The 19,392-nt window shown below is 66.4% G+C and carries 16 protein-coding genes and 1 other RNA gene; 5 read left to right on the top strand and 12 right to left on the bottom strand.

What is annotated here, in order from left to right; all coding sequences use genetic code 11:
* Window positions 1–43: 43 nt before the first annotated feature.
* Both NE584_RS09130 and NE584_RS09125 read right to left on the bottom strand, forming a co-directional pair.
* Complete coding sequence (locus NE584_RS09130; RefSeq protein ID WP_256182667.1) at window positions 44–1,633, bottom strand: amidohydrolase family protein; 1,590 nt, start codon at window positions 1,631–1,633, stop codon at window positions 44–46.
* A 158-nt stretch (window positions 1,634–1,791) separates the two neighbouring features.
* The gene (locus tag NE584_RS09125) at window positions 1,792–2,130 is read right to left on the bottom strand and encodes a DUF3870 domain-containing protein (protein ID WP_050624649.1); all 339 of its coding nucleotides are present in this window, start codon (window positions 2,128–2,130) and stop codon (window positions 1,792–1,794) included.
* A gap of 371 nt (window positions 2,131–2,501) precedes the next feature.
* On the opposite strand from NE584_RS09125, the gene NE584_RS09120 reads away from it, so the two are divergent.
* Window positions 2,502–2,927, top strand: a complete 426-nt coding sequence (locus NE584_RS09120) for a DUF6291 domain-containing protein (RefSeq protein ID WP_050624648.1) — start codon at window positions 2,502–2,504, stop codon at window positions 2,925–2,927.
* Between the two features lie 227 nt (window positions 2,928–3,154).
* Here the strand turns inward: NE584_RS09120 and rnpB are convergent.
* Both rnpB and NE584_RS09110 read right to left on the bottom strand, forming a co-directional pair.
* Window positions 3,155–3,582: RNase P RNA component class A (gene rnpB, locus NE584_RS09115), an RNA gene on the bottom strand.
* Between the two features lie 60 nt (window positions 3,583–3,642).
* Window positions 3,643–5,181 carry a sodium:solute symporter gene (locus NE584_RS09110; RefSeq protein ID WP_108981305.1) on the bottom strand — a complete coding sequence of 513 codons (1,539 nt, stop codon included), beginning with the start codon at window positions 5,179–5,181 and terminating at the stop codon, window positions 3,643–3,645.
* Between the two features lie 712 nt (window positions 5,182–5,893).
* Between NE584_RS09110 and NE584_RS09105 the strand changes: the two genes are divergently transcribed.
* A complete protein-coding gene (locus tag NE584_RS09105; RefSeq protein WP_050624646.1) occupies window positions 5,894–6,622 on the top strand; it encodes a YebC/PmpR family DNA-binding transcriptional regulator in 729 nt (242 codons plus the stop codon).
* A 231-nt stretch (window positions 6,623–6,853) separates the two neighbouring features.
* Here the strand turns inward: NE584_RS09105 and ligA are convergent, their stop codons facing one another.
* The 8 genes from ligA to murD all read right to left on the bottom strand — a co-directional run bounded on the left by ligA (window position 6,854) and on the right by murD (window position 15,759).
* The gene (gene ligA, locus NE584_RS09100; protein WP_256182666.1) at window positions 6,854–8,827 is read right to left on the bottom strand and encodes an NAD-dependent DNA ligase LigA; all 1,974 of its coding nucleotides are present in this window, start codon (window positions 8,825–8,827) and stop codon (window positions 6,854–6,856) included.
* 21 nt (window positions 8,828–8,848) lie between these two features.
* Window positions 8,849–9,559 carry a sporulation protein YunB gene (gene yunB, locus NE584_RS09095; RefSeq protein WP_256182665.1) on the bottom strand — a complete coding sequence of 237 codons (711 nt, stop codon included), beginning with the start codon at window positions 9,557–9,559 and terminating at the stop codon, window positions 8,849–8,851.
* Between the two features lie 49 nt (window positions 9,560–9,608).
* The gene (locus NE584_RS09090; RefSeq protein WP_108981307.1) at window positions 9,609–10,862 is read right to left on the bottom strand and encodes a methionine gamma-lyase family protein; all 1,254 of its coding nucleotides are present in this window, start codon (window positions 10,860–10,862) and stop codon (window positions 9,609–9,611) included.
* Window positions 10,863–10,924: 62 nt separating this feature from the next.
* The gene (locus NE584_RS09085) at window positions 10,925–11,926 is read right to left on the bottom strand and encodes a M42 family metallopeptidase (protein WP_108981308.1); all 1,002 of its coding nucleotides are present in this window, start codon (window positions 11,924–11,926) and stop codon (window positions 10,925–10,927) included.
* A gap of 55 nt (window positions 11,927–11,981) precedes the next feature.
* The gene (locus NE584_RS09080; RefSeq protein WP_050624643.1) at window positions 11,982–12,275 is read right to left on the bottom strand and encodes a hypothetical protein; all 294 of its coding nucleotides are present in this window, start codon (window positions 12,273–12,275) and stop codon (window positions 11,982–11,984) included.
* Window positions 12,276–12,292: 17 nt separating this feature from the next.
* Window positions 12,293–13,318, bottom strand: coding sequence for a M42 family metallopeptidase (locus tag NE584_RS09075; RefSeq protein WP_050624642.1), 1,026 nt, complete (start codon window positions 13,316–13,318; stop codon window positions 12,293–12,295).
* Window positions 13,315–14,352 (bottom strand): M42 family peptidase, encoded by a 1,038-nt coding sequence (locus tag NE584_RS09070; protein ID WP_256182664.1) that lies wholly within the window; start codon window positions 14,350–14,352, stop codon window positions 13,315–13,317. Before NE584_RS09070 ends, NE584_RS09075 begins: the two co-directional genes overlap by 4 nt.
* A gap of 27 nt (window positions 14,353–14,379) precedes the next feature.
* The gene (gene murD / locus NE584_RS09065; protein ID WP_256182663.1) at window positions 14,380–15,759 is read right to left on the bottom strand and encodes a UDP-N-acetylmuramoyl-L-alanine--D-glutamate ligase; all 1,380 of its coding nucleotides are present in this window, start codon (window positions 15,757–15,759) and stop codon (window positions 14,380–14,382) included.
* A gap of 234 nt (window positions 15,760–15,993) precedes the next feature.
* On the opposite strand from murD, the gene trpS reads away from it, so the two are divergent.
* Genes trpS through wecB form a run of 3 tightly spaced genes read left to right on the top strand, consistent with a single transcriptional unit; the run spans window position 15,994 to window position 19,372 of the window.
* Window positions 15,994–17,001 carry a tryptophan--tRNA ligase gene (trpS, locus tag NE584_RS09060; protein ID WP_256182662.1) on the top strand — a complete coding sequence of 336 codons (1,008 nt, stop codon included), beginning with the start codon at window positions 15,994–15,996 and terminating at the stop codon, window positions 16,999–17,001.
* Between the two features lie 56 nt (window positions 17,002–17,057).
* Window positions 17,058–18,227 carry an MraY family glycosyltransferase gene (locus tag NE584_RS09055; protein WP_050624638.1) on the top strand — a complete coding sequence of 390 codons (1,170 nt, stop codon included), beginning with the start codon at window positions 17,058–17,060 and terminating at the stop codon, window positions 18,225–18,227.
* The gene (gene wecB, locus NE584_RS09050) at window positions 18,224–19,372 is read left to right on the top strand and encodes a non-hydrolyzing UDP-N-acetylglucosamine 2-epimerase (RefSeq protein ID WP_256182661.1); all 1,149 of its coding nucleotides are present in this window, start codon (window positions 18,224–18,226) and stop codon (window positions 19,370–19,372) included. Before NE584_RS09055 ends, wecB begins: the two co-directional genes overlap by 4 nt.
* Window positions 19,373–19,392: the final 20 nt, after the last annotated feature.

The following is a 19,392-nucleotide window of genomic DNA, read 5'->3' as shown; positions in this document are numbered from 1 at the left end:
TGGCCGCCGCGGCGGTCCCTCTATATTGGCAGGTCAGATCGGGTCAGCCCTTCTTCAGCACCGTGCCCGTTCTGGAGCCGGTAGCCGCGCCGTCCTTCAGGGCGAAGGTGCCCCCCACCAGCACGTGGCGGATGCCCGCCGGCTTTTTCACCGAGTCGGTGTACTCCGACAGGTCCCGCACCTGCTCCGGGTCAAAGACCGTGATGTCGGCGATCCGGCCCTCCTCCAGGGTGCCCCGGTCCTTCAGGCCCAGGATGTCCGCCGGCAGGCCGGTGATCTTGTACACCGCGTCCTCCAGGGGCATCAGCCTGTGGTCCCGGGCCAGCTCCAGGAAGCGGGGGAAGGTGCCGAAGCTGCGGGGATGGGGGTTGGTCCGGGTGATGGACCGGTCATAGGAGAAGCCGTATCCGTCGCTGCCCAGTGCGATGCGCATGTCCCTCATGATGTTCAGCATGTCGTCCTCGTTGATGCAGAAGTAGATGCAGGCCACCGAGCCCTCGCAGGCGGACAGCACATGCATCACTGTGTCCACCGGGGACAGCCCCAGCTCCTCCGCCAGCTCCGCCACGGTCCTGCCCTCCCACTCCGGGTGGTAGCCGTGGGTGCCGGAGACCATCACATGGGCCGGGCCGCCCCGGTCCTCCATCTCCGCCGCCGTCTCGTCCTTCAGCCGCTGGTCGGGGGCCTTGACCCGGGCCACCAGGGCGGACACGCCGCCGTCGTGGGCCCACTTGGGCAGCAGGGCGGTCATGGAGGTGGAGGTGGCAGTGTAGGGGTACTGGTCGCAGGTGATGGTCATCCCCTCCTGCCGGGCCGCCTCGATCTTGTCCAGCAGCTCCTGGGAGCGGCCCCACTGGGGCTTGCCCATCAGCTTCAGGTGAGAGATCTGCAGGTGCACCCCGGAGCGGCGGGTGATGTCGATCATCTCATCCACTGCCTGGAAGATGCGGGGCCCCTCGTTGCGCATGTGGACGGTGAGCAGGGCGTCGTACTTCTTCAGCACTTTGGCCAGCTCCACCAGCTCCTCGCTCTTGCAGAAGGCGCTGGGGGGATAGATCAGCCCCAGGGACATACCGAAAGCGCCCGCCTTCAGCTCCCGCTCCAGCAGATCCTTCAGCTGCTCCATCTCCTCCGGTTCAGGGTCCCGGTCCACAAAGCCCATCACCGCCCCCCGCAGGGTACCGTGGCCCACCAGCTGGCCGTAGTTGGCGGCGCAGCCGTGGTCCGCCACCATCCGGGCGTACTCCTCCAGGCCGGACACTCCCAGCTGGGGCAGGCTCCCGGCGGGCAGCTCCAGCTGGCTGAAGAAGTAGCGGCCGATCTCATCCCGGCTCTCCGGCGTGCTGGGCAGGATGGAGATGCCGCAGTTGCCGGTGATCTCGGTGGTGATGCCCTGGTGTAGCTTGCTCTCCGGCTCATAGTCCACCAGGGGGCAGGCGTCAGAGTGAGTGTGGATGTCGATGAAGCCGGGGGCCACCGCCAGTCCGGACACGTCCACCACCTCCCGGGCCTCCTCGCCGCCCTCCGGGGCGATGCGGGCGATGCGTCCCTCCCGGATGCAGATGTCAGCGGCATAGGGCTGGGAACGCTTCCCGTCCACCACCGTGCCGCCCCGCAGGATCAGATCATACATAGGGATACCTCCATTCTTTCTGCTGTCTCGCTTGTCTGTTGGGATGCAAAAGGACGCACCTGCCCGGCGGGGCGTTCCGTCCCGCTGCGGTTCAGTGCGTCCTGCTACTGGATGGCAGAAAGGACAAGTCCACTTCCCGCCGCATAGCAAAATGCTGACTATTCACGCGCCTGACTGGTGCTGTCCAGGAACTTCATCCGGGCGGACCGGGCGGCGGCGTACAGCACCCGCTTGGAGTCCCCCAGATAGTTGTCCAAAAGGCTGTTCCGGATCTCCTCCAGGTCGTCCACCAGGCTGTGCCCCACAAAGACGGAGCGGAGGAAGCGCCGGGTCAGCTCGCAGACCATATTGGTGTCTGCGTCCACGATCAGGCCGGTGGCCCGTTCCACCACCAGGATGAGGATCACCTTCTCGTGGGCCAGGTAGATGGGGTTGGTCTTCTCCGGGCGGGCGTCCCCCACCACGCAGATATGCTCCCCCGGGTTGAAATCCAACATAAAAAACATCCCTAAGTTTGTTGCTGTTATCAAATTACCACAAAAGCGGGGCCTTGTCAACCGCCCCGCTCCAACATCCCGGGAAAATCACTGTGTCAGCCACAGCTTTTTCGTTGTGGCTGAGGCGCGGTTTGGATGGAAAGATGTTCTTGACAGCGCTCCCGTCCCCCCGCGGGGGAAAAACGGTCCCCTCCCCCCTCTCTCCTCCGCCGCCCGGCGCGGCACGGTGACCATCGCTCTTCCTATCACTATAACAGAGATAACAATGACATTTTCTATTTCTCTGACTGTTACTGTTACGGGGCCCTAATTGCACGGAAATGTGCCACTTTCTCTCCCCTTTTCCGTTTAGGAGTAAGGAGGGATGCGGATTGGAGAACGCGAAACGGGGTTTTGTTTTCTACTTTGACAACTACTTTGTGGTGGAGGACCTCCCCCCGGACCAGCGGGGGTGGCTGCTGTCCGCCCTGTGCGTCTATGCCGAGCGGGTGTGGCGGGACCCGTCGGTGACCATGGAGGAGATCCTGGACCACTACCCCCAGATGTCCGGCCAGACCAGGATCGCCTGCGGCTTTCTGGGAGCGGCCGTCCTGCGGGACACCCAGCGGTGGCTCAGCCAGCGGCAGGCCCGGGCCCTGCGCCGCCAGCAGGGGGACCGTCCGGGCAGGCCCCCGGCTCCCGCCCGGGAGCGCTCCTGGAGCCGGGAGCAGGACATGGAGCTGACCCGGAAGCTGGCCGCCCGCCTGCGGGAGGAGGCGGCCATGGCGGAGGCAGGGGGAGCAGAGGGACAGGACTGACAGGACCGCATGGGCGCGCCCATGCGGTCTGTTATCCCGGGCGGTGAAGGTGAACTGGCTGCCGCCGGCGTGGGTCCTGTCCCTGGCGGCCGCGATGGCCCGCCGGCAGGTGCCTGCTCTTCCGACGCCGGTCCTGTGATGCCGGAGAACGCGGAGATCCATTTAAAAAGAGCATGGCCAACACACAAAAAAAGAGTGAAGGATCTCCCTCCACTCTTTTTTCTGAAGATGCAAGTAAGCCTGTAAGCCGGGTTCTGTCTTTTAAGACAGCCATCTATCTCGACGCACCGTTGCCGGTGCGCTCCAGCCGCCTCCCTGGGACGGTCGGGCCGACCTGTGTGTCCCTCCACGGCGTTGCTCCGGATAGAGTTTACAGCGACGGACAGTTCCCAGCCGTCGGGTGAGCTCTTACCTCACCTTTCCACCCTTACCTCACCGGCGCAAGTTTCATATCCCTCGCTTCCCCCAAGGGAAAGCTCGCTCATTCCACTGCGCCTCCTCCCCCGCTCACGGGGGATCGAGGCGGTATATCTCTGTTGCACTTTTCCTAGGGTCGCCCCCGGCGGGTGTTACCCGTTATCCTTGCCCTGCGGAGCCCGGACTTTCCTCACAGGCGGGCCTTTCGCCCCGCCCGCGCGGCTGTCCAGCTTACTTGCCCGTCTATGATACAGGAAAACCGGCGGATTGTCAAATCCATCTGCGGATGACCCGCCGCTCAGTCTCCCAGGGCCTCCCGCTGGGCCACGATGACGGGCTTGTTGTAGCAGGAGAAGGCGTCCTCCACCAGCACCGGGTCGGGCTTGCGGGTGAAGAGGCTCACCACCGGCACGATCACCAGTCCGGCCAGCATGCAGAAAGCGCCGGCGTTGATGGGCGACTGGAGCAGAGCTGGAAAGCGGGAGCCCACGAAGATGTTGGACAGCATCACCACAGTGGAGAAGAGAAAGCTGGCCCAGCAGGCGGCGGAGGTGGCCTTCTTCCAGTACAGGCCGTAGAGGAAGGGGGCCAGGAAGGCGCCCGCCAGCGCGCCCCAGGACACGCCCATGAGCTGGGCGATGAAGGTGACGCTGGACCTGTACTGGATGATGGCCAGCACCACGGAGATGGCGATGAAAACCACGATCAGGCCCCGGATGATGCGGATCTGGCGCTTCTCATCCATATCTTTGATGAAGTGGTCCTTCAGGAAGTCCAGGGTGAGGGTGGAGCTGGAGGCCAGCACCAGGGAGGACAGGGTGGACATGGAGGCGGAGAGCACCAGGATGACCACCACGGCGATGAGCACATCGGACAGTCCGGAGAGCATGGTGGGGATGATGGAGTCATATCCGTTGGCCGCCACGTCGATCTGGTCGGAGAAGAGCCGCCCGAAGCCGCCCAGGAAGTAGCAGCCGCCGGCCACCAGCAGGGCGAATACGCTTGAAATGACGGTGCCCGTCTCGATGGCCTTCTCGTCCCGGATGGCGTAGAACTTCTGGACCATCTGGGGCAGGCCCCAGGTGCCCAGCGAGGTGAGCAGCACCACGCCCAGCAGGTTCAGGGGGTCGGGGCCAAAGAAGGAGGCGAAGACGCCGGGGATGTCAGAGACGGCGGGGTCGCTCACCTGGGCCAGTCCCTCCAGGGCGGCCATAAAGCCTCCCTGGCTGTTGAGGACGGCGGCGATGACGGCGCAGATGCCCACGATCATGATGATGCCCTGGATGAAGTCGTTGATGGCGGTGGCCATGTAGCCGCCGGCGATGACATACACCCCGGTGAGGACCGCCATGACGATGACACACACGGAATAGTCGATGTTAAAGGCCATGCCGAACAGGCGGGACAGTCCGTTGTACAGCGAGGCGGTGTAGGGGATGAGGAAGATGAAGATGATGACTGAGGCGGCGATCTTCAGCTTGTCGCTGCCGAAGCGCTTGCCGAAGAACTCCGGCATGGTGGCGGAGCTGAGGTGCTGGGTCATGATGCGGGTCCGGCGGCCCAGCACCGCCCAGGCCAGCAGCGAGCCCAGCAGGGCGTTGCCGATGCCCGCCCAGGTGGCCGCAATGCCGTACTTCCATCCAAACTGTCCGGCGTAGCCCACGAAGACCACGGCGGAGAAATAAGAAGTGCCGTAGGCGAAAGCGGTGAGCCAGGGGCCCACAGAGCGCCCACCCAGCACAAATCCGTTCACATCCGTGGCGTGGCGGCGGCAGTACAGGCCGATGCCCACCATCACGCCGAAGAACACGATCAGCATACCCAGTTTGACGATCATAGCGATCACACTCCCAAAAACTTTCTCGCGTTAAACTGTAACGCACAAAAGCAATAAAGTCAAGAGTTTTTTTCAGCTGATCCTCCCACGCCTCCGGGGCGGCTGGAAGCCGCCCGAAAAACCTTCCCCCCTGAGGGGGGAAGGTGGCGCGGCGTATGCCGCAACGGATGAGGGGCCTTCCCTCCCTCGACCCCATATCAATCCTTAGGATCTGTTAAAGAGGTCCCGCCCTGTGGGGCGGGTTTCTTTCTGAGCGATCAGAAAGAAACCAAAGAATCGCCGGGTGACGCTCCCGGCGGGACCACGGCTCCACATCCGTTCCGCCTAGGTCCCGCAGTCCGCTTTCCCCCGGACCCCCGATGCGGGGGACACGGGCCTTGGGTATGGCGCCGGCGTCCGGCGCGGGTGGGGGACGACACCCGCTTCCCCCGTTTGTGCTGCCGCCGTTGGTGGGTCCAATGGGCGCGCAGACCCCACGGTGGTGTCGCGCCTACCCTGGCAGAATAGGGACAGCCGGTGTAAAACCGGCGGGCGCATGATATGCGCCCCTACGCAAAGACCGAAGGGAATCCCGTATTTCGTCAATTCGCCTGAAATCTTTCTCCCCGGCCCCCGATGGGGCAGACTGTCCCCATCCAGGGGTTGCAAAGGACAGGGAGAAGTGATATAATACCATCGCTTTTTAATGAACTCAGAGAAGGGAACGAGAGATATGTCCGGACATTCCAAGTGGCACAATATCCAGAAGACCAAGGGCGCGGCGGACGCCAAGCGGTCCCAGATCTTTACCAAGATCGCCCGTGAGATGATCGTGGCGGTCAAGACCGGCGGCAGCGGCGACCCCGCCAACAACTCCCGCCTGGCCACCGTCATCGCCAAAGCCAAGGCCGCCAACATGCCCAACGACAACATCAAGCGCACCATCGACAAGGCGCTGGGCTCCGGCAACACCGACGACTTTGAGAACGTAGTGTATGAGGGCTACGGCCCCAACGGCGTGGCCGTCATCGTAGAGGCCCTCACCGACAACCGCAACCGCACCGCCCCCGAGGTGCGCCATCTGCTGGACAAGTACGGCAAGGGCCTGGGCGCCACCGGCTGTGTGTCCTGGTCCTTTGACAAGAAGGGGGTCATCGTGCTGGACGCCGAGGACCTGGACGAGGACACCGTGATGATGGACGCCCTGGATGCCGGCGCCGACGATATGCAGGCTGACGACGAGGTGTTCGAGGTCTACACCGATCCCGACGCTTTCAACGCCGTGGTGGCCGCCATGGAGGCCAAGGGCTACACCTTCCTGGAGGCGGGCGTGCAGATGGTGCCCCAGAACTATGTGAAGCTCACCGATGAGGAGGACATCAAGAACATGACCAAGCTCATCGAGTTCCTGGAGGACAATGACGACGTGCAGAACGTCTACCACAACTGGGAGCAGGACTGATCCCTCCGTCCCTGCCGGCAAAGAGCGGGACCGCTTTCGGGCGGTCCCGCTCTTGTTCTGTCCCTGTGCTCCCGGAGCCTGCCGGGCCCTCATCTCCATGCGGGACGCGGCCTCGCTCTTCTTCCCCGCCCTCTCCCCCCTCTTCCAGGGAAAACACCGAGCGGCAGGGCTGACGCCCCGCCGCTCCAGTCCAGACGATCCAACTCTCCAAATGCCCTGCTGGCCCTCCACTCACTCCATGAGCCGGAAAAATTCCTCCTCGCTGAGCACTGGGACGCCCAGCTCCTGGGCCTTGCGCAGCTTGGAGCCGGCAGCCTCCCCCGCCACCACATAGGTGGTCTTCTTGGACACGGAGGAGGCCGCTTTGCCCCCCCGGTCCTCGATCATGGCCGCCGCCTCCTCCCGGGTGAGGCGCTCCAGGGCGCCTGTCAGCACGAAGGTCATCCCCGCAAAGCGCTGGTCCTCCCCCTTCTCCGCGGCGGCGGTATTCACCCCTGCCTCCCGCAGCCGGGCCATCAGGTGCCGGCTCTGGGGGCTGGCCATCCACTCCAGGACGCTCCGGGCGGTGATCTCCCCGATGTCGTCCACGGCGGTGAGCTCCTCCAGGGTGGCGTTCTCCAGGGCCTCCAGGGTCCCAAAGCGGGCCGCCAGGACCTTGCCCGCCTTCTGCCCCACCTGCCGGATGCCAAAGGCGTAGATCAGCCGGGACAGGTCCTGCTCCTTGGAGCGCTGGATGGCGGCCATCAGGTTTTCCGCCGACTTCTTGCCCATCCGCTCCAGCTGGGCCACGTCCTCCTCCTTCAGGAAGTACAGGTCGCCGGGGGTCTTCACCAGCCCCGCGTTCACCAGGTTCTCCACCACCGCGATGCCCAGGCCCTCGATGTCCATGGCGTCCCGGCTGGCGAAGTGGGCCAGATTGCGCAGCAGCTGGGCGGGGCACTCCGCTCCGGTGCAGCGGATGTGGGCCCCGTCCTCCTCCCGCTCCACCGGAGCGCCGCACACCGGGCAGACCTGGGGGAAGCGGTAGGGCTGGGTGCCTTCCGGCCGCTCCTCCGCCACCACGGACAGCACCTCCGGGATGATCTCCCCCGCCTTTCGGACCAGCACCGTGTCCCCGACGCGGATGTCCTTCTCCGTGATGAAGTCCTGGTTGTGGAGGGTGGCGCTGGTCACGGTGGTCCCCGCCAGCCGCACCGGTTCCAGCACCGCTTTGGGGGTGAGCACCCCGGTGCGGCCCACCTGGACCGTGATGTCCACCACTCTGGAGGGCTTCACCTCCGGGGGGTACTTGTAGGCCGCCGCCCAGCGGGGGAATTTGGCCGTGCTGCCCAGCAGTTCACGTTCTGACAGGTCATTTACCTTTACGACCGCTCCATCGATATCGAAGGGAAAGCTGTCCCGCTCCTCCCCGATCCGTGCGATGCGGGCAACCGCCTCCTCCACCTGGTCACAGCTGTAATGCGGGATCACTTTAAAGCTGTGTATTTTCAGGTATTCCAGGGTTTCCAGATGGGTGCTGAAGGTCTCCCCCTCCACCCACTGGACGTTGAACACCAGGATGTCCAGGCGGCGGCGGGCCGCCACCTTGGGGTCCAGCTGCCGCAGGGAGCCGGCGGCGGCGTTGCGGGGGTTGGCGAAGAGGGGCTCCCCCCGCCGCTCCCGCTCCTCATTGAGGGCGTGGAACACCTTCTTGGGCATGAACACCTCCCCCCGCACGATCAGCCTGGCGGGGGCGTCAGGGATGACCATGGGGATAGACCGGACGGTGCGCAGGTTCTCGGTGACGTCCTCCCCCACCCGGCCGTCCCCCCGGGTGGCCCCCCGGACGAAGACCCCGTCCTCATACTCCAGCGCCACCGAGAGGCCGTCCACCTTTGGCTCCACCACATAGCGGGCGTCCGGCGCCGCGCCCCGCACCCGCTGGTCAAACTGGCGCAGCTCCTCAAAGTCGAATACGTCCTGGAGGGACTCCAGGGGCACCCGATGGACCACCTGCTGGAAGGCGTCCAGGGCCTTCCCCCCCACCCGCTGGGTGGGGGAGTCGGGGGTGATCCACTCCGGGTGGGCTGCTTCCAGCTCTTCCAGCCGGCGCAGCTTGTGGTCGTAGTCGTAGTCCGTCATGGTGGGGGCGTCCTGGACATAATACTCATAGTTGGCCTGCACCAGCTCCCGGCGCAGGCACTCCAGCTCCTGTTTTTCATCCATGAAAGGCATCTCTCCTCTGTATCACGCGGCCCCGTTCAGGGTCAGATATGTGTCGGGCACCGCCCCAACAATGACGGTCTCCGCCACCCGCAGGCCGGTCTCTACGGTCAGCTCCGTCTGCCCGCCGGGCAGGATCAGCGTCACGGGGACGGCCACCTCCAGCTCGATGCGGTGCAGGGTCTGGTTCACCCCCGCCTGGGAGAAGTCGCTGCGGAATTCCGCCGACACCGTCCCCACCCGCAGGGCCCGCACCCGCAGCTCCGGGCCCCGGGCCCACACCAGTTCGCTGTCCACCAGGCTGCCCAGGGGGATGCGGATCTCGGAGGCGTCCACCCCCTCCAGTGCGGAGAGGATCTGGGCCACCAGCTGAGCCCGCAGCTGGTTCAGGGCCGCCATATCGGTGGTCATGGCGGTGATGGCCCCGGAGGCGTCCCGCTGGATGGTGACGAAGTCCCCGTAGTCCACGTCCCGCTCCGCCAGGTCGGCGGCGATGGCCCGGTCGATGACGGCGGTGAGGGCGTTGGCTGCCTGGGCCCGGGCCGCCGCCTCCACCAGGGGGCGCAGCTGATGCTGGAGCCACCCCACGATCCCGGCGGCCAGGGCCAGGGCCACCAGGGCGGTGAGCAGCCACCTCCGCCCCCGTCCTCCCCCCGGTCCCCGCCGGGGCGCCCGTCCCCGGAGGGGCGGGTCCAGCCGCCAGCGGACGGCCCGCAGGCGGCATCGCATATCCATATCCTCACCCCCTATGGGTCAGGATATTCATCAGGGCGCTTGGCCTATGTCAATCTTTCCCGCCCAGCAGCTCCTGCACCGCCAGCAGCACGCCCAGCCGGCCCGACTCGAAGGTGAGGCCGCCCTGGAGATAGACGGTGTAGGGGGGGCGCATGGGGGCGTCGGCGGACAGCTCGATGGAGGCCCCCTGGACGAAGGCCCCCGCGGCCATGATGACCTGGCAGTCGTAGCCCGGCATGTCCCAGGGCTCCGGCGTCACATAGGAGTCCACCGGCGCGCCGAACTGGATGCCCTTGCAGAACTTTTTCAGCGCCTCCGGCTCCCGCATATGGATCATCTGGATGATGTCGTGGCGGACGGCGGAGGAGGCGGGCTCGGTCTCATAGCCCAGCAGCTCCATCACGCCGGCGGCGAAGACGGCGGTCTTCACCGCCTGGGCCACCGTGTGGGGGGCCAGGAAGAGCCCCTGGTAGAGCAGGCGGTTCTGCCCCAGGGTGCAGCCGCACTCCCCGCCGATGCCCGGTGCGGTCAGCCGCATGGCCGCCCCCTCCACCAGGTCCCGGCGGCCGGCGACATATCCCCCCGTGGGGGCCAGTCCGCCGCCGGGGTTCTTGATGAGGGAGCCCACCACCAGGTCCGCCCCCACATGGGTGGGCTCTTGGGTCTCCACGAACTCCCCGTAACAGTTGTCCACCAGGACGGCGGCGCCCGGGTTGACCTCCTTTACGATGCGGCACATCTCCCCGATCTCCGCCACCGACAGGGAGGCACGGGTGGAGTACCCCTTGGATCGCTGGATCAGCACCGCCTTCACCCGGGGGTCCGCCGCCGCCCGGGCCAGCCCCTCCAGGTCCGGGCAGTCATCCTTCAGCTCTACCTGCCGGTATTCCACCCCGTAGTCCCGCAGGGAGCCGTGGCCCTTGTCCGCCGTGCCGATGGCCCCCATCAGGGTGTCATAGGGGGCCCCCACCGCGGACAGGAGCACATCCCCCGCCTTCAGCGCCCCGAAGAGGGCGCAGGTGATGGCGTGGGTGCCGTTGACGAACTGGATGCGCACCAGGGCCGCCTCGGTGCCGAACAGGTCGGCGTAGATCTGGTCCAGCTGGTCCCGGCCCAGGTCGTCATACCCGTACCCGGTTGTGCCGGCAAAGTACCCCTCTGCCACCCGGTGCTTCTGGAACGCGGACAGCACCCGGGCGGTGTTCTCCTCGGCAATGGCGTCGATGCGTGCAAACTGCTCCGCCAGGCCCTGCCGGGCCTTCTCCCCCAGGTCCAGGACCCGCTGGCTTATCTGTAATGTCATATTCCTTGCTCATTCCTATCTTTCTTTGGTTTCATACGGGCTCTCCCCGCCCGGCCGCCCCCTCAGGGCTGCTCCAGCGGCCGCTGGGCCAGGGCGGCTGCCAGCCGGACGCAGGCATCCGCGTCGGACAGGCTGGCGGTCTCCGCCGGGGTGTGGATATACCGGCAGGGCACTGAGATGCCCCCGGTGATGACGCCGGTGCGGGTCAGGTGGATGGCCCCCGCGTCGGTGCCCCCCGCCCGCATGATGTCCCGCTGGACGGGGATGTCCCCCTCCCGGGCGGTGTCCTCCAGCAGCGCCACCATGGCGGGGTGGCAGATGACGGAGGAGTCCATCACCTTCACCGCCGCGCCCCGGCCCAGCCGGGCCGTGCCCGCGCGCTCCGAGCCGGGCGTGTCGTCCACATCGGTCACGTCCACTGCCACGGCGTAGTCCGGGGCGATGGACCAGGCGGCGGTCCGTGCCCCCCGCAGCCCCACCTCCTCCTGGGCGGTGAACACCAGGTAGAGGTCGTTGGGGCACTCCCCGATTCGCTCCAGGGCGGAGAGCAGCACCGCGCAGGAGATCCGGTCGTCCAGATAAGGGGAGACCACCAGGTCCCCTGTACGGAAAGCGGGGGTGTCATAGACCGCGCTGTCCCCCACCTGGACCAGCTGTTTCGCCGCCGCCTCGTCCCCGGCGCCGATGTCCAGGAAGCACTCGTCCAGCTTCAGCTTGCCGAAGTCGGCCTTCTCCTCCGGGGCAAAGACCCCCCGCAGGCCGCTTTTGAAGCGGACGGGGGTGTAGGCCGCCTCTTTGGGGCTGACGCCTCCCAGCCGCCCCACCCGGAGGAAGCCCTCCTTCTCGATGTGGGTGACGACGAAGCCGATGGAGTCCATGTGGGCGGCGAGGAGCAGCTTGGGCCCCTTCCCCCGCCTGTGGACGATCAGGCTGCCCATGGTGTCTGCGGTGATCTCGTCGGCATAGGGCTCCGCCAGGGCCCGGATGACCTCCCGGATCTCCCCCTCGTCCCCCGAGGGGCCGTGGGCCCGGTTCAAGGTCTGGATCAATTCAAACAGTTCCATAGTTCACTCCTATTTTCATGCACTCTCATATTCTTTGGGCGGAGGCTGGGCCCCCTCACCCCAGCAGGCCGGGCACCTCCGGCACCGGCAGGGGGCCGAACAGCGCCGCCGCGGTCAGGCAGGCGGCCACCCCAAGGGCGGCCAGCGTCCACCGGGCCCACCGGGCGGTCAGGCAGCGGCCCAGGGCCGCCCAGTATTTCTGGAGCAGCCGGATCTCCACCACCATGAACAAGATCCACAGGGGATCTCTCCGCAGGGCGAAGGCCGCCCCGGACATGGCATAGCTGAGGACCGCGAACTCCACGGTCTCCAGCAGGGCCTCCAGGACCCGGCCCTTTCTCTCGTTCACCTAGCCCGCTTCCTCTCTCACAGCCGGGCGGCCTGGTCGGCCACGAACAGCCGGGTCAGTGCGAGCATGTCCTCAAAATCCGCCAGGCTGCCCACGCTGGCCGGGGCGTGGAGATAGCGCACAGCGGCGGAGAGGGCGGCCACCCGCACCCCGGCCCGGGAGCGCTGGATGGTCCGGGCGTCGTTGCCCCCGGCGATATACTCCTTGGTCTGCCAGGGGATGCCGTTGTCCTCCGCCAGCCGGCGCAGGTCCTCAAAGAGCCCGCGGTCGTAGATGGTCCCCCCGTCCATATAGGAGATCACGGGGCCCCTGCCGGGGGCGCACACTCTGCGGTGTCCCTCCACCCCGGGCAGGTCAGCGGCGGTGGTGGTCTCCAGCACCAGGGCGGTCTCCGGAGCCACAGAGAAGGCGGCCCCAAAGGCTCCCCGGGTGCCCACCTCCTCCTGGGCAGTAAAGACGAAGACCACGTCCATGGGCAGGTCCTCCTCCAGCAGCTTGAGCAGCACGGCACAGCCCACCCGGTCGTCGATGGCCTTGGCCTTGAACAGGCCCTCCCCGAACTCCTCCGGCGTGCAGACGAAGGAGCCGTAGGTCCCCGGCTCCACCCTGGAGAGGGCCTCCTCCCGGTCCCTCGCCCCGATGTCCAGGTAGAAGGCGTCGGTCTTGGGGACCTTCTTCTCCTCGTCCCGGCTGACCAGGTGGATGGCCTTGATCCCCACCACGCCGGGCACCCGGTCCGGGCCCAGGACCACCGGCTTGCCGATGGCCACCCGGCGGTCCACGCCGCCCACGAAGTCGAATTTCAGAAAGCCCTCTTCGGTGACGTGGGTGACGATGAGCCCCACCTCATCCATGTGGGCGCACAGCATCAGCCGGTCCCCGGCCGCTCTGGCCCCCTTCTTCCACACGATCAGGTTGCCCAGGGGGTCCACCTTCATAGACCGGGCCCAGGGCCTGGCCCGTTCCGCCAGGAACTCCCGCACCTGGTCCTCGTCCCCCGACACGCCGTTCAGGGCGCACAGGGTCTTCAGCAGCTCCTTCATCGGGACTCCGCCTCCTCTCCGATCCCCTCCACAAAGGCGGCCAGCAGCCGGGCCAGGTCCTCCAGGTCCCGGCGGCTGATGACCTCGATGGGGGTGTGCATATACCGCAGGGGCAGGGAGAGCACCGCCGTGGCCACCCCCTCCCGGCTCACCTGGAGGGGCCAGCCGTTGGTGCCGGAGTGGCCCGCCATTACCTCGGTCTGGACCGCCATCCCCAGCTCCTCCGCCTTGCGGCGCATCCGCTGTTCCATCCAGCGGGTGCAGTTGGGGCCCACGCCGATGACGGGCCCCTTGCCCAGAGGGAAGGTCTTTTCCTTGGGGGCATCCGGGCTGTCCCCGTGGGTCACGTCCACCGCCGCGCACAGGTCTGGGACCACCCCATAGGCCGCGGTCACTGCCCCGGTGCTGTCCACCTCCTCGCACACGCTGCCCAGCACGTACAGGTCCACATCCAGCCTCCGGTCCTTCAGCAGCTCCAGGGCCCCCAGCAGGGCGGCGAAGCAGGCGCGGTCATCCAGGGACTTGCCGCAGATCAGCTCCTGCCCCAGAGGAAAGCAGCCCCCGCGGAAGACCGCCGGGGTGCCCACCGGCACCCGGCGCTCCGCCTCCTCCTGGCTCAGCCCCACATCCAGGCAGAGCTCCCGGATGGGGATGGACTTGTCCATGTCCTCCCGGGTCTGGACATGGGGGGGCAGACAGGCCACCACCCCAGCCAGGGGGGAATCGGTGAGGACGGTGAGCTCCCGGTCGGGGAGCATCCTGGGGTCCACTCCGCCCAGGGGGGCAAATTTCAGATACCCTTCTTCATGGCCGGTGACCACAAAGCCGATCTCGTCCAGATGGGCGTCCAGCAGCAGCCGCTTCGCCCCCTCCCTGCCGCACCGGCGCAGGGCCAGCACGCTGCCCATCCGGTCCACGGTCACCTCGTCCGCCAGAGGGCGGAGCAGCTCCGCCGCCGCCCGGGACGCCGGCCCCTCGAATCCGCTGGGGGCGCCCAGGCCGCACAGGCGGGAAAGTATCGCATCATGATCCAACTCAGTGTTCCTCCTTTGTGCTTCCGGTCACAGGGACCGGACCAGCTCCTTGAACGCCCGGCCCCGCTCCATGAAGTTCTTGAAGCGGTCGAAGGCCGCGCAGGCGGGGGACAGCACCACCACGTCCCCCGGCCCCGCCGCCCGGCGGGCGGCCTCCACCGCCCCGGCCAGGTCCTCGGTCTGGATGATCTCCGGGCAGCCGCGGCCGCCCTCCGCCTCCTCCACTGCCTGCCGGATGGCCCGGGCCGTGTCCCCGGTGAGGACCAGGGTCTTGACCCGCTCCCGGATCTCCAGGGCCAGGGCGTGGAAGGGGATGCCCTTGTCATAGCCCCCGGCGATGAGGATCACCGGCTCCGGGAAGGACTCCAGGCAGGCCACGGTGCGGCTGGGACTGGTGCCGATGGAGTCATTGTAGTACTTCACTCCGTCCAGCTCCCGCACCAGCTCGATGCGGTGCTCCACCCCCTGGAAGCGGGCGGCCACCGCCCGGACGCACTTGTCCGGCACCAGTCCGTCCACGGCGGCGATGGCCGCCATGTAGTTTTCGATGTTGTGCACCCCGGGCAGCCGGATGTCCCGGGTGGGCAGCACCTCCCGGCTGCCCTGGGCGTTGGTGAGCCAGATGGCCCCGTCCCGGAGGTAGACCCCCTCCTCCAGCCGCGCCCGGCGGCTGAAGAAGGTGACCGCCCCCCCGGCCTTCTCCGCCAGGTCCCGGGTCAGCTGGTTGTCATAGTTGAAGATGGCCCGGTCCCCCTCCCCCTGGTGGAGGAAGATGTTCTCCTTGGCGGCGATATACTCCCCCATGGATCTGTGGTAGTCCAGGTGGTTGGGGGACAGATTGGTCATTACGGCGATGTGGGGGCTCTGCTCCATGGTCATCAGCTGGAAGGAGGACAGCTCCAGCACCGCAAAGTCCTCCGGCTCCATGCCGGACACATCTGGCAGCAGGGGCTTGCCGATATTGCCCCCCACATAGACGTTGTATCCCGCCTCTTTCAGGAACTCCGCAAGGATGGTGGTGGTGGTGGTCTTGCCGTCGCTGCCCGTCACACCGATCAGGCGGCAGGGGCACAGGCGGAAGAACAGCTCCATCTCCGAGGTGACCTCCGCCCCCCGGGCCCGGGCCGCCTCCAGGGCGGGGTGGCCGGGGTGCAGGCCGGGGGTGCGGAAGATCACGTCCTGATCCAGCCCCTCCAGATACGCCTCCCCCAGCCGCAGCCGGGCTCCCAGGCTCTCCAGCTCCTCCGCCTGCTCCTCCACCCGCTCCCGCTGGGCCCTGTCGCACACGGTCACGTCCAGATCCGCCCGCAGCAGCATCCGGATCAGCGGCGTGTTGCTGACCCCCATGCCGATCACGGCGATCCTCTTCCCCCGCAGACTGTCGAAATATTCCCTGATGTCGGACATGGGATACGCTCCTTTCCCGATTTGGGCCGCCGCGGCCTGAGGCCGCGGAAAAAATTTGACTGGTTTTATGGGTTTTATGGTATGTTATCACAGAAGAAGAAAAATTTCAATGAAACACTCCGCCGGAATTTCAACGGGATTCTTGCACTTTTTCCATTCCTGTGCTATTCTTGTTAAGATAGGGGTCTTCTTCCCTTCCCGATCTGAAATCACGACAGAAACGAGGTCTTTTCCATGGAGCAAGCCAACTCCGCCCCCCGCAAGCGCATCTTCAGCGGCATCCAGCCCAGCGGCGATCTGACCCTGGGCTCTTATATGGGAGCCATCAAGAACTGGGTCCCCCTTCAGGATGAGTACGACTGCATCTACTGCATCGTGGACATGCACGCCATCACCGTCCGCCAGGACCCGGCCCTGCTGCGCCGGCGCACCCTGGAGCAGCTGGCCCAGTATATCGCCTGCGGCCTGGACCCGGTCCGGAGCGTCATCTTCATCCAGAGCCACGTGCCCCAGCACGCCGAGCTGGCCTGGGTGCTGGGCTGCTACACCCAGTTTGGGGAGCTGTCCCGCATGACCCAGTTCAAGGACAAGTCCAAAAAGCACGCCGACAACATCACCGCCGGCCTGTTCACCTACCCGGTGCTGATGGCGGCGGACATCCTGCTCTACCAGGCCGACCTGGTCCCGGTGGGTCAGGACCAGAAGCAGCACGTGGAGCTGTGCCGGGACGTGGCCCAGCGCTTCAACGGCGTGTACAGCGACACCTTCACCCTCCCCGAGCCCTTCATCCCCAAGATGGGCGCCCGGGTGATGAGCCTGGGGGACCCCTCCAGCAAGATGAGCAAGTCCGATCCGGACGGCTGCGTCTTCCTCATGGACACCCCCGAGGTCATCCAGAAGAAGTTCAAGCGGGCGGTCACCGACAGCGAGACCCAGGTCCGCTTCGACCCGGAGCACAAGCCGGGCATCTCCAACCTGCTGACCATCTACTGCGCCGCCACCGGCAAGAGCCCGGAGGAGGCGGAGGAGGTCTTCCAGGGCCAGGGCTACGGCGTGTTCAAGCCCGCGGTGGGCGACGCGGTGGTGGAGCTCCTCCGGCCCATCCGGGAGGAGGCCGGCCGCCTCATGGCCGACAAGGCGTATCTGGAGGGCATCTACAAGGAGGGTGCGGAGCGCGCCTCCCACCTTGCCGCCAAGACTCTGCGGAAGGTCTATAAAAAGGTGGGCTTTGTGGCCCGCTGACCGGGCGCCCGCTCCCGCCTCCTTCCCCACATCAATTCTGCAAAAGGGGTTTTCCCATGAACGTTCCCACGGATATTTCCCTTCAGGTGGTGGGCTCTGTGGCCGCCGCCCTGCTGGTGGCCGCGGTGGTGGCTCTGATCGCCACCCCGGTGGTCCGCTCCCTGGCCTTCAAGATCGGTGCGGTGGATGTCCCCCGGGACAGTCGCCGGATGCATGACCACCCCATCCCCCGGATGGGGGGGCTGGCCATCTTCTTCGGCTTCATCCTCAGCGTGCTGCTCTTCCTGCCCCTCACCACCCAGCTGCGGGGCATGCTGCTGGGCGCGGTGGTCATCGTCATTCTGGGCATTTTTGACGACATCTATGCTCTGTCCGCCAAGCTGAAGTTCGCCGTCCAGATCGGCGCGGCCCTCATCGCCGTGCTGATGGGCAACCAGATCGACTACCTCTCCAACCCCAACATCTTCAGCAGCGACCCCTACTGGCACCTGGGCGTGCTGTCCATCCCCATCTCTGTGCTGTGGATCGTGGCCATCACCAACGCCGTCAACCTGATCGACGGGCTGGACGGCCTGGCCTGCGGCGTGTCCACCATCAGCTCCATGACCATGCTGGTCATCGCCCTGACGGTGGCCGAGGCCCAGGTGGCCATCCTCATGGCCGCCCTGGCCGGCGCCTGCATTGGCTTTCTCCCCTATAACCTGAACCCGGCCAAGATCTTCATGGGGGACACCGGCTCCACCTTCCTGGGCTTCGTGCTGGCCACCGTCTCCATCCAGGGGCTGTTCAAGTCCTACGCCATCATCTCCTTCGCCGTCCCCTTCCTGGTGCTGGGCCTGCCCATCTTCGACACCTGCTTCGCCATCCTGCGGCGGCTGGCCCGGGGGCAGAGCCCCATGGCCCCCGACCGGGGACACATCCACCACCGGCTCATCGACATGGGCTTCACCCAGAAGCAGGCGGTGGCGGTGCTCTATCTCATCAGCGCCATCCTGGGCCTGTCCGCGGTGGTGCTCACCACCAACAACGCCATGAAGGCCATGCTCTTCCTGCTGGCCCTGTGCATGGCGGGCGCCTTCGGGGGCAGGCTCTACCTGTCCCACAGCGACAGCGGCGGCTCCGGCGCCGCGGGGGAGGCCAAGGGCCGGCAGCACCGCCCCCCCTCCAAGACCCAGATCGCCGGCAACGACAATTTCTTCGGTGAGGAGGACCGTTCCGACAAATGAACCGTATCCGAGTCATGACCATCTTCGGCACCCGGCCGGAGGCCATCAAGATGGCCCCCCTGGCCCTGGAGCTCTCCCGCCGCCCCCAGATCGACGCCTTGTGCTGTGTCACCGCCCAGCACCGGCAGATGCTGGACTCCGTGCTGGACATCTTCCGCCTGGTGCCCGACTTCGACCTGAACATCATGGAGCCCCGGCAGACCTTGTCCACCATCACCTCCAAGTGCCTGCTGGGCATGGAGGAGGTGCTGGAGCAGGCCCGACCCGACCTGGTCCTGGTCCACGGTGACACCTCCACCACCTTCGCCGGCGCCCTGGCCGCCTTCTACCACCGGGTGCCCGTGGGCCACGTGGAGGCCGGCCTGCGCACCTATGACAAATACTCCCCCTACCCGGAGGAGATGAACCGCCGGATGGTCAGCGCCATCGCTGACCTGCACTTCTGCCCCACCCCCTCCAACCGGGACAATCTGGCCCGGGAAGGGATCGAGCAGGGCGTCTTTCTGACCGGCAACACGGTGATCGACGCGCTCCAGACCACAGTTGTAAAAGACTTTCATTTTTCAGAAGGCGTCCTCAATGATTTGGATTATGTCAACCGAAAGGTGATCCTGGTCACCTGCCACCGGCGGGAGAACTACGGAACGCCTATGGCCCACATCATGACCGCCCTGCGCCGGGTGGCCGACGCCTTCCCCGACGTGGAGCTGGTCTATCCGGTCCACCTCTCCCCGGTGGTCCAGGAGGCGGCCCATCAGTACCTGGACGGCCACCCCCGCATCCACCTCATCGCCCCACTGGCGGTGGACGAGATGCACAACCTGATGGCCCGCTGCCATCTGGTGATGACCGACTCCGGCGGGCTCCAGGAGGAGGCCCCCGCCCTGGGCAAGCCGGTGCTCGTCCTGCGTCGGGAGACGGAGCGCCCCGAGGCGGTGGCCGCGGGGACGGTCCAGCTGGCGGGCACCGAGGAGGAGCTCATCTTCCAGATGGCCTCCCGCCTGCTCACCGATCCGGCGGCCTATGCCGCCATGGCCCACGCCGCCAACCCCTACGGCGACGGCCGGGCCTGCGGGCGCATCGCTGACGCCATCGAGTACCGCTTCGGTCTACGGGCGCAGCCCCCCGCCCCCTTCCATCCCTGACCTCTGTCTGACCCCACGAG

The sequence above is a fragment of the Clostridium sp. DFI.5.61 genome (assembly GCF_024462915.1).
Taxonomy (GTDB): Bacteria; Bacillota; Clostridia; order Oscillospirales; family Oscillospiraceae; genus Lawsonibacter; species Lawsonibacter asaccharolyticus.
This window is presented reverse-complemented; position numbering and strand designations above follow the sequence as displayed.

What these genes read in the sequence shown, in the direction of transcription:
- NE584_RS09130 (WP_256182667.1), bottom strand. Translation starts at nt 1,633, where the DNA reads ATGTATGATCTGATCCTGCGGGGCGGCACGGTGGTGGACGGGAAGCGT.
- NE584_RS09125 (WP_050624649.1), bottom strand. Translation starts at nt 2,130, where the DNA reads ATGTTGGATTTCAACCCGGGGGAGCATATCTGCGTGGTGGGGGACGCC.
- NE584_RS09110 (WP_108981305.1), bottom strand. Translation starts at nt 5,181, where the DNA reads ATGATCGTCAAACTGGGTATGCTGATCGTGTTCTTCGGCGTGATGGTG.
- NE584_RS09105 (WP_050624646.1), top strand. Translation starts at nt 5,894, where the DNA reads ATGTCCGGACATTCCAAGTGGCACAATATCCAGAAGACCAAGGGCGCG.
- ligA (WP_256182666.1), bottom strand. Translation starts at nt 8,827, where the DNA reads ATGGATGAAAAACAGGAGCTGGAGTGCCTGCGCCGGGAGCTGGTGCAG.
- yunB (WP_256182665.1), bottom strand. Translation starts at nt 9,559, where the DNA reads ATGGATATGCGATGCCGCCTGCGGGCCGTCCGCTGGCGGCTGGACCCG.
- NE584_RS09090 (WP_108981307.1), bottom strand. Translation starts at nt 10,862, where the DNA reads ATGACATTACAGATAAGCCAGCGGGTCCTGGACCTGGGGGAGAAGGCC.
- NE584_RS09085 (WP_108981308.1), bottom strand. Translation starts at nt 11,926, where the DNA reads ATGGAACTGTTTGAATTGATCCAGACCTTGAACCGGGCCCACGGCCCC.
- NE584_RS09075 (WP_050624642.1), bottom strand. Translation starts at nt 13,318, where the DNA reads ATGAAGGAGCTGCTGAAGACCCTGTGCGCCCTGAACGGCGTGTCGGGG.
- murD (WP_256182663.1), bottom strand. Translation starts at nt 15,759, where the DNA reads ATGTCCGACATCAGGGAATATTTCGACAGTCTGCGGGGGAAGAGGATC.
- trpS (WP_256182662.1), top strand. Translation starts at nt 15,994, where the DNA reads ATGGAGCAAGCCAACTCCGCCCCCCGCAAGCGCATCTTCAGCGGCATC.
- NE584_RS09055 (WP_050624638.1), top strand. Translation starts at nt 17,058, where the DNA reads ATGAACGTTCCCACGGATATTTCCCTTCAGGTGGTGGGCTCTGTGGCC.
- wecB (WP_256182661.1), top strand. Translation starts at nt 18,224, where the DNA reads ATGAACCGTATCCGAGTCATGACCATCTTCGGCACCCGGCCGGAGGCC.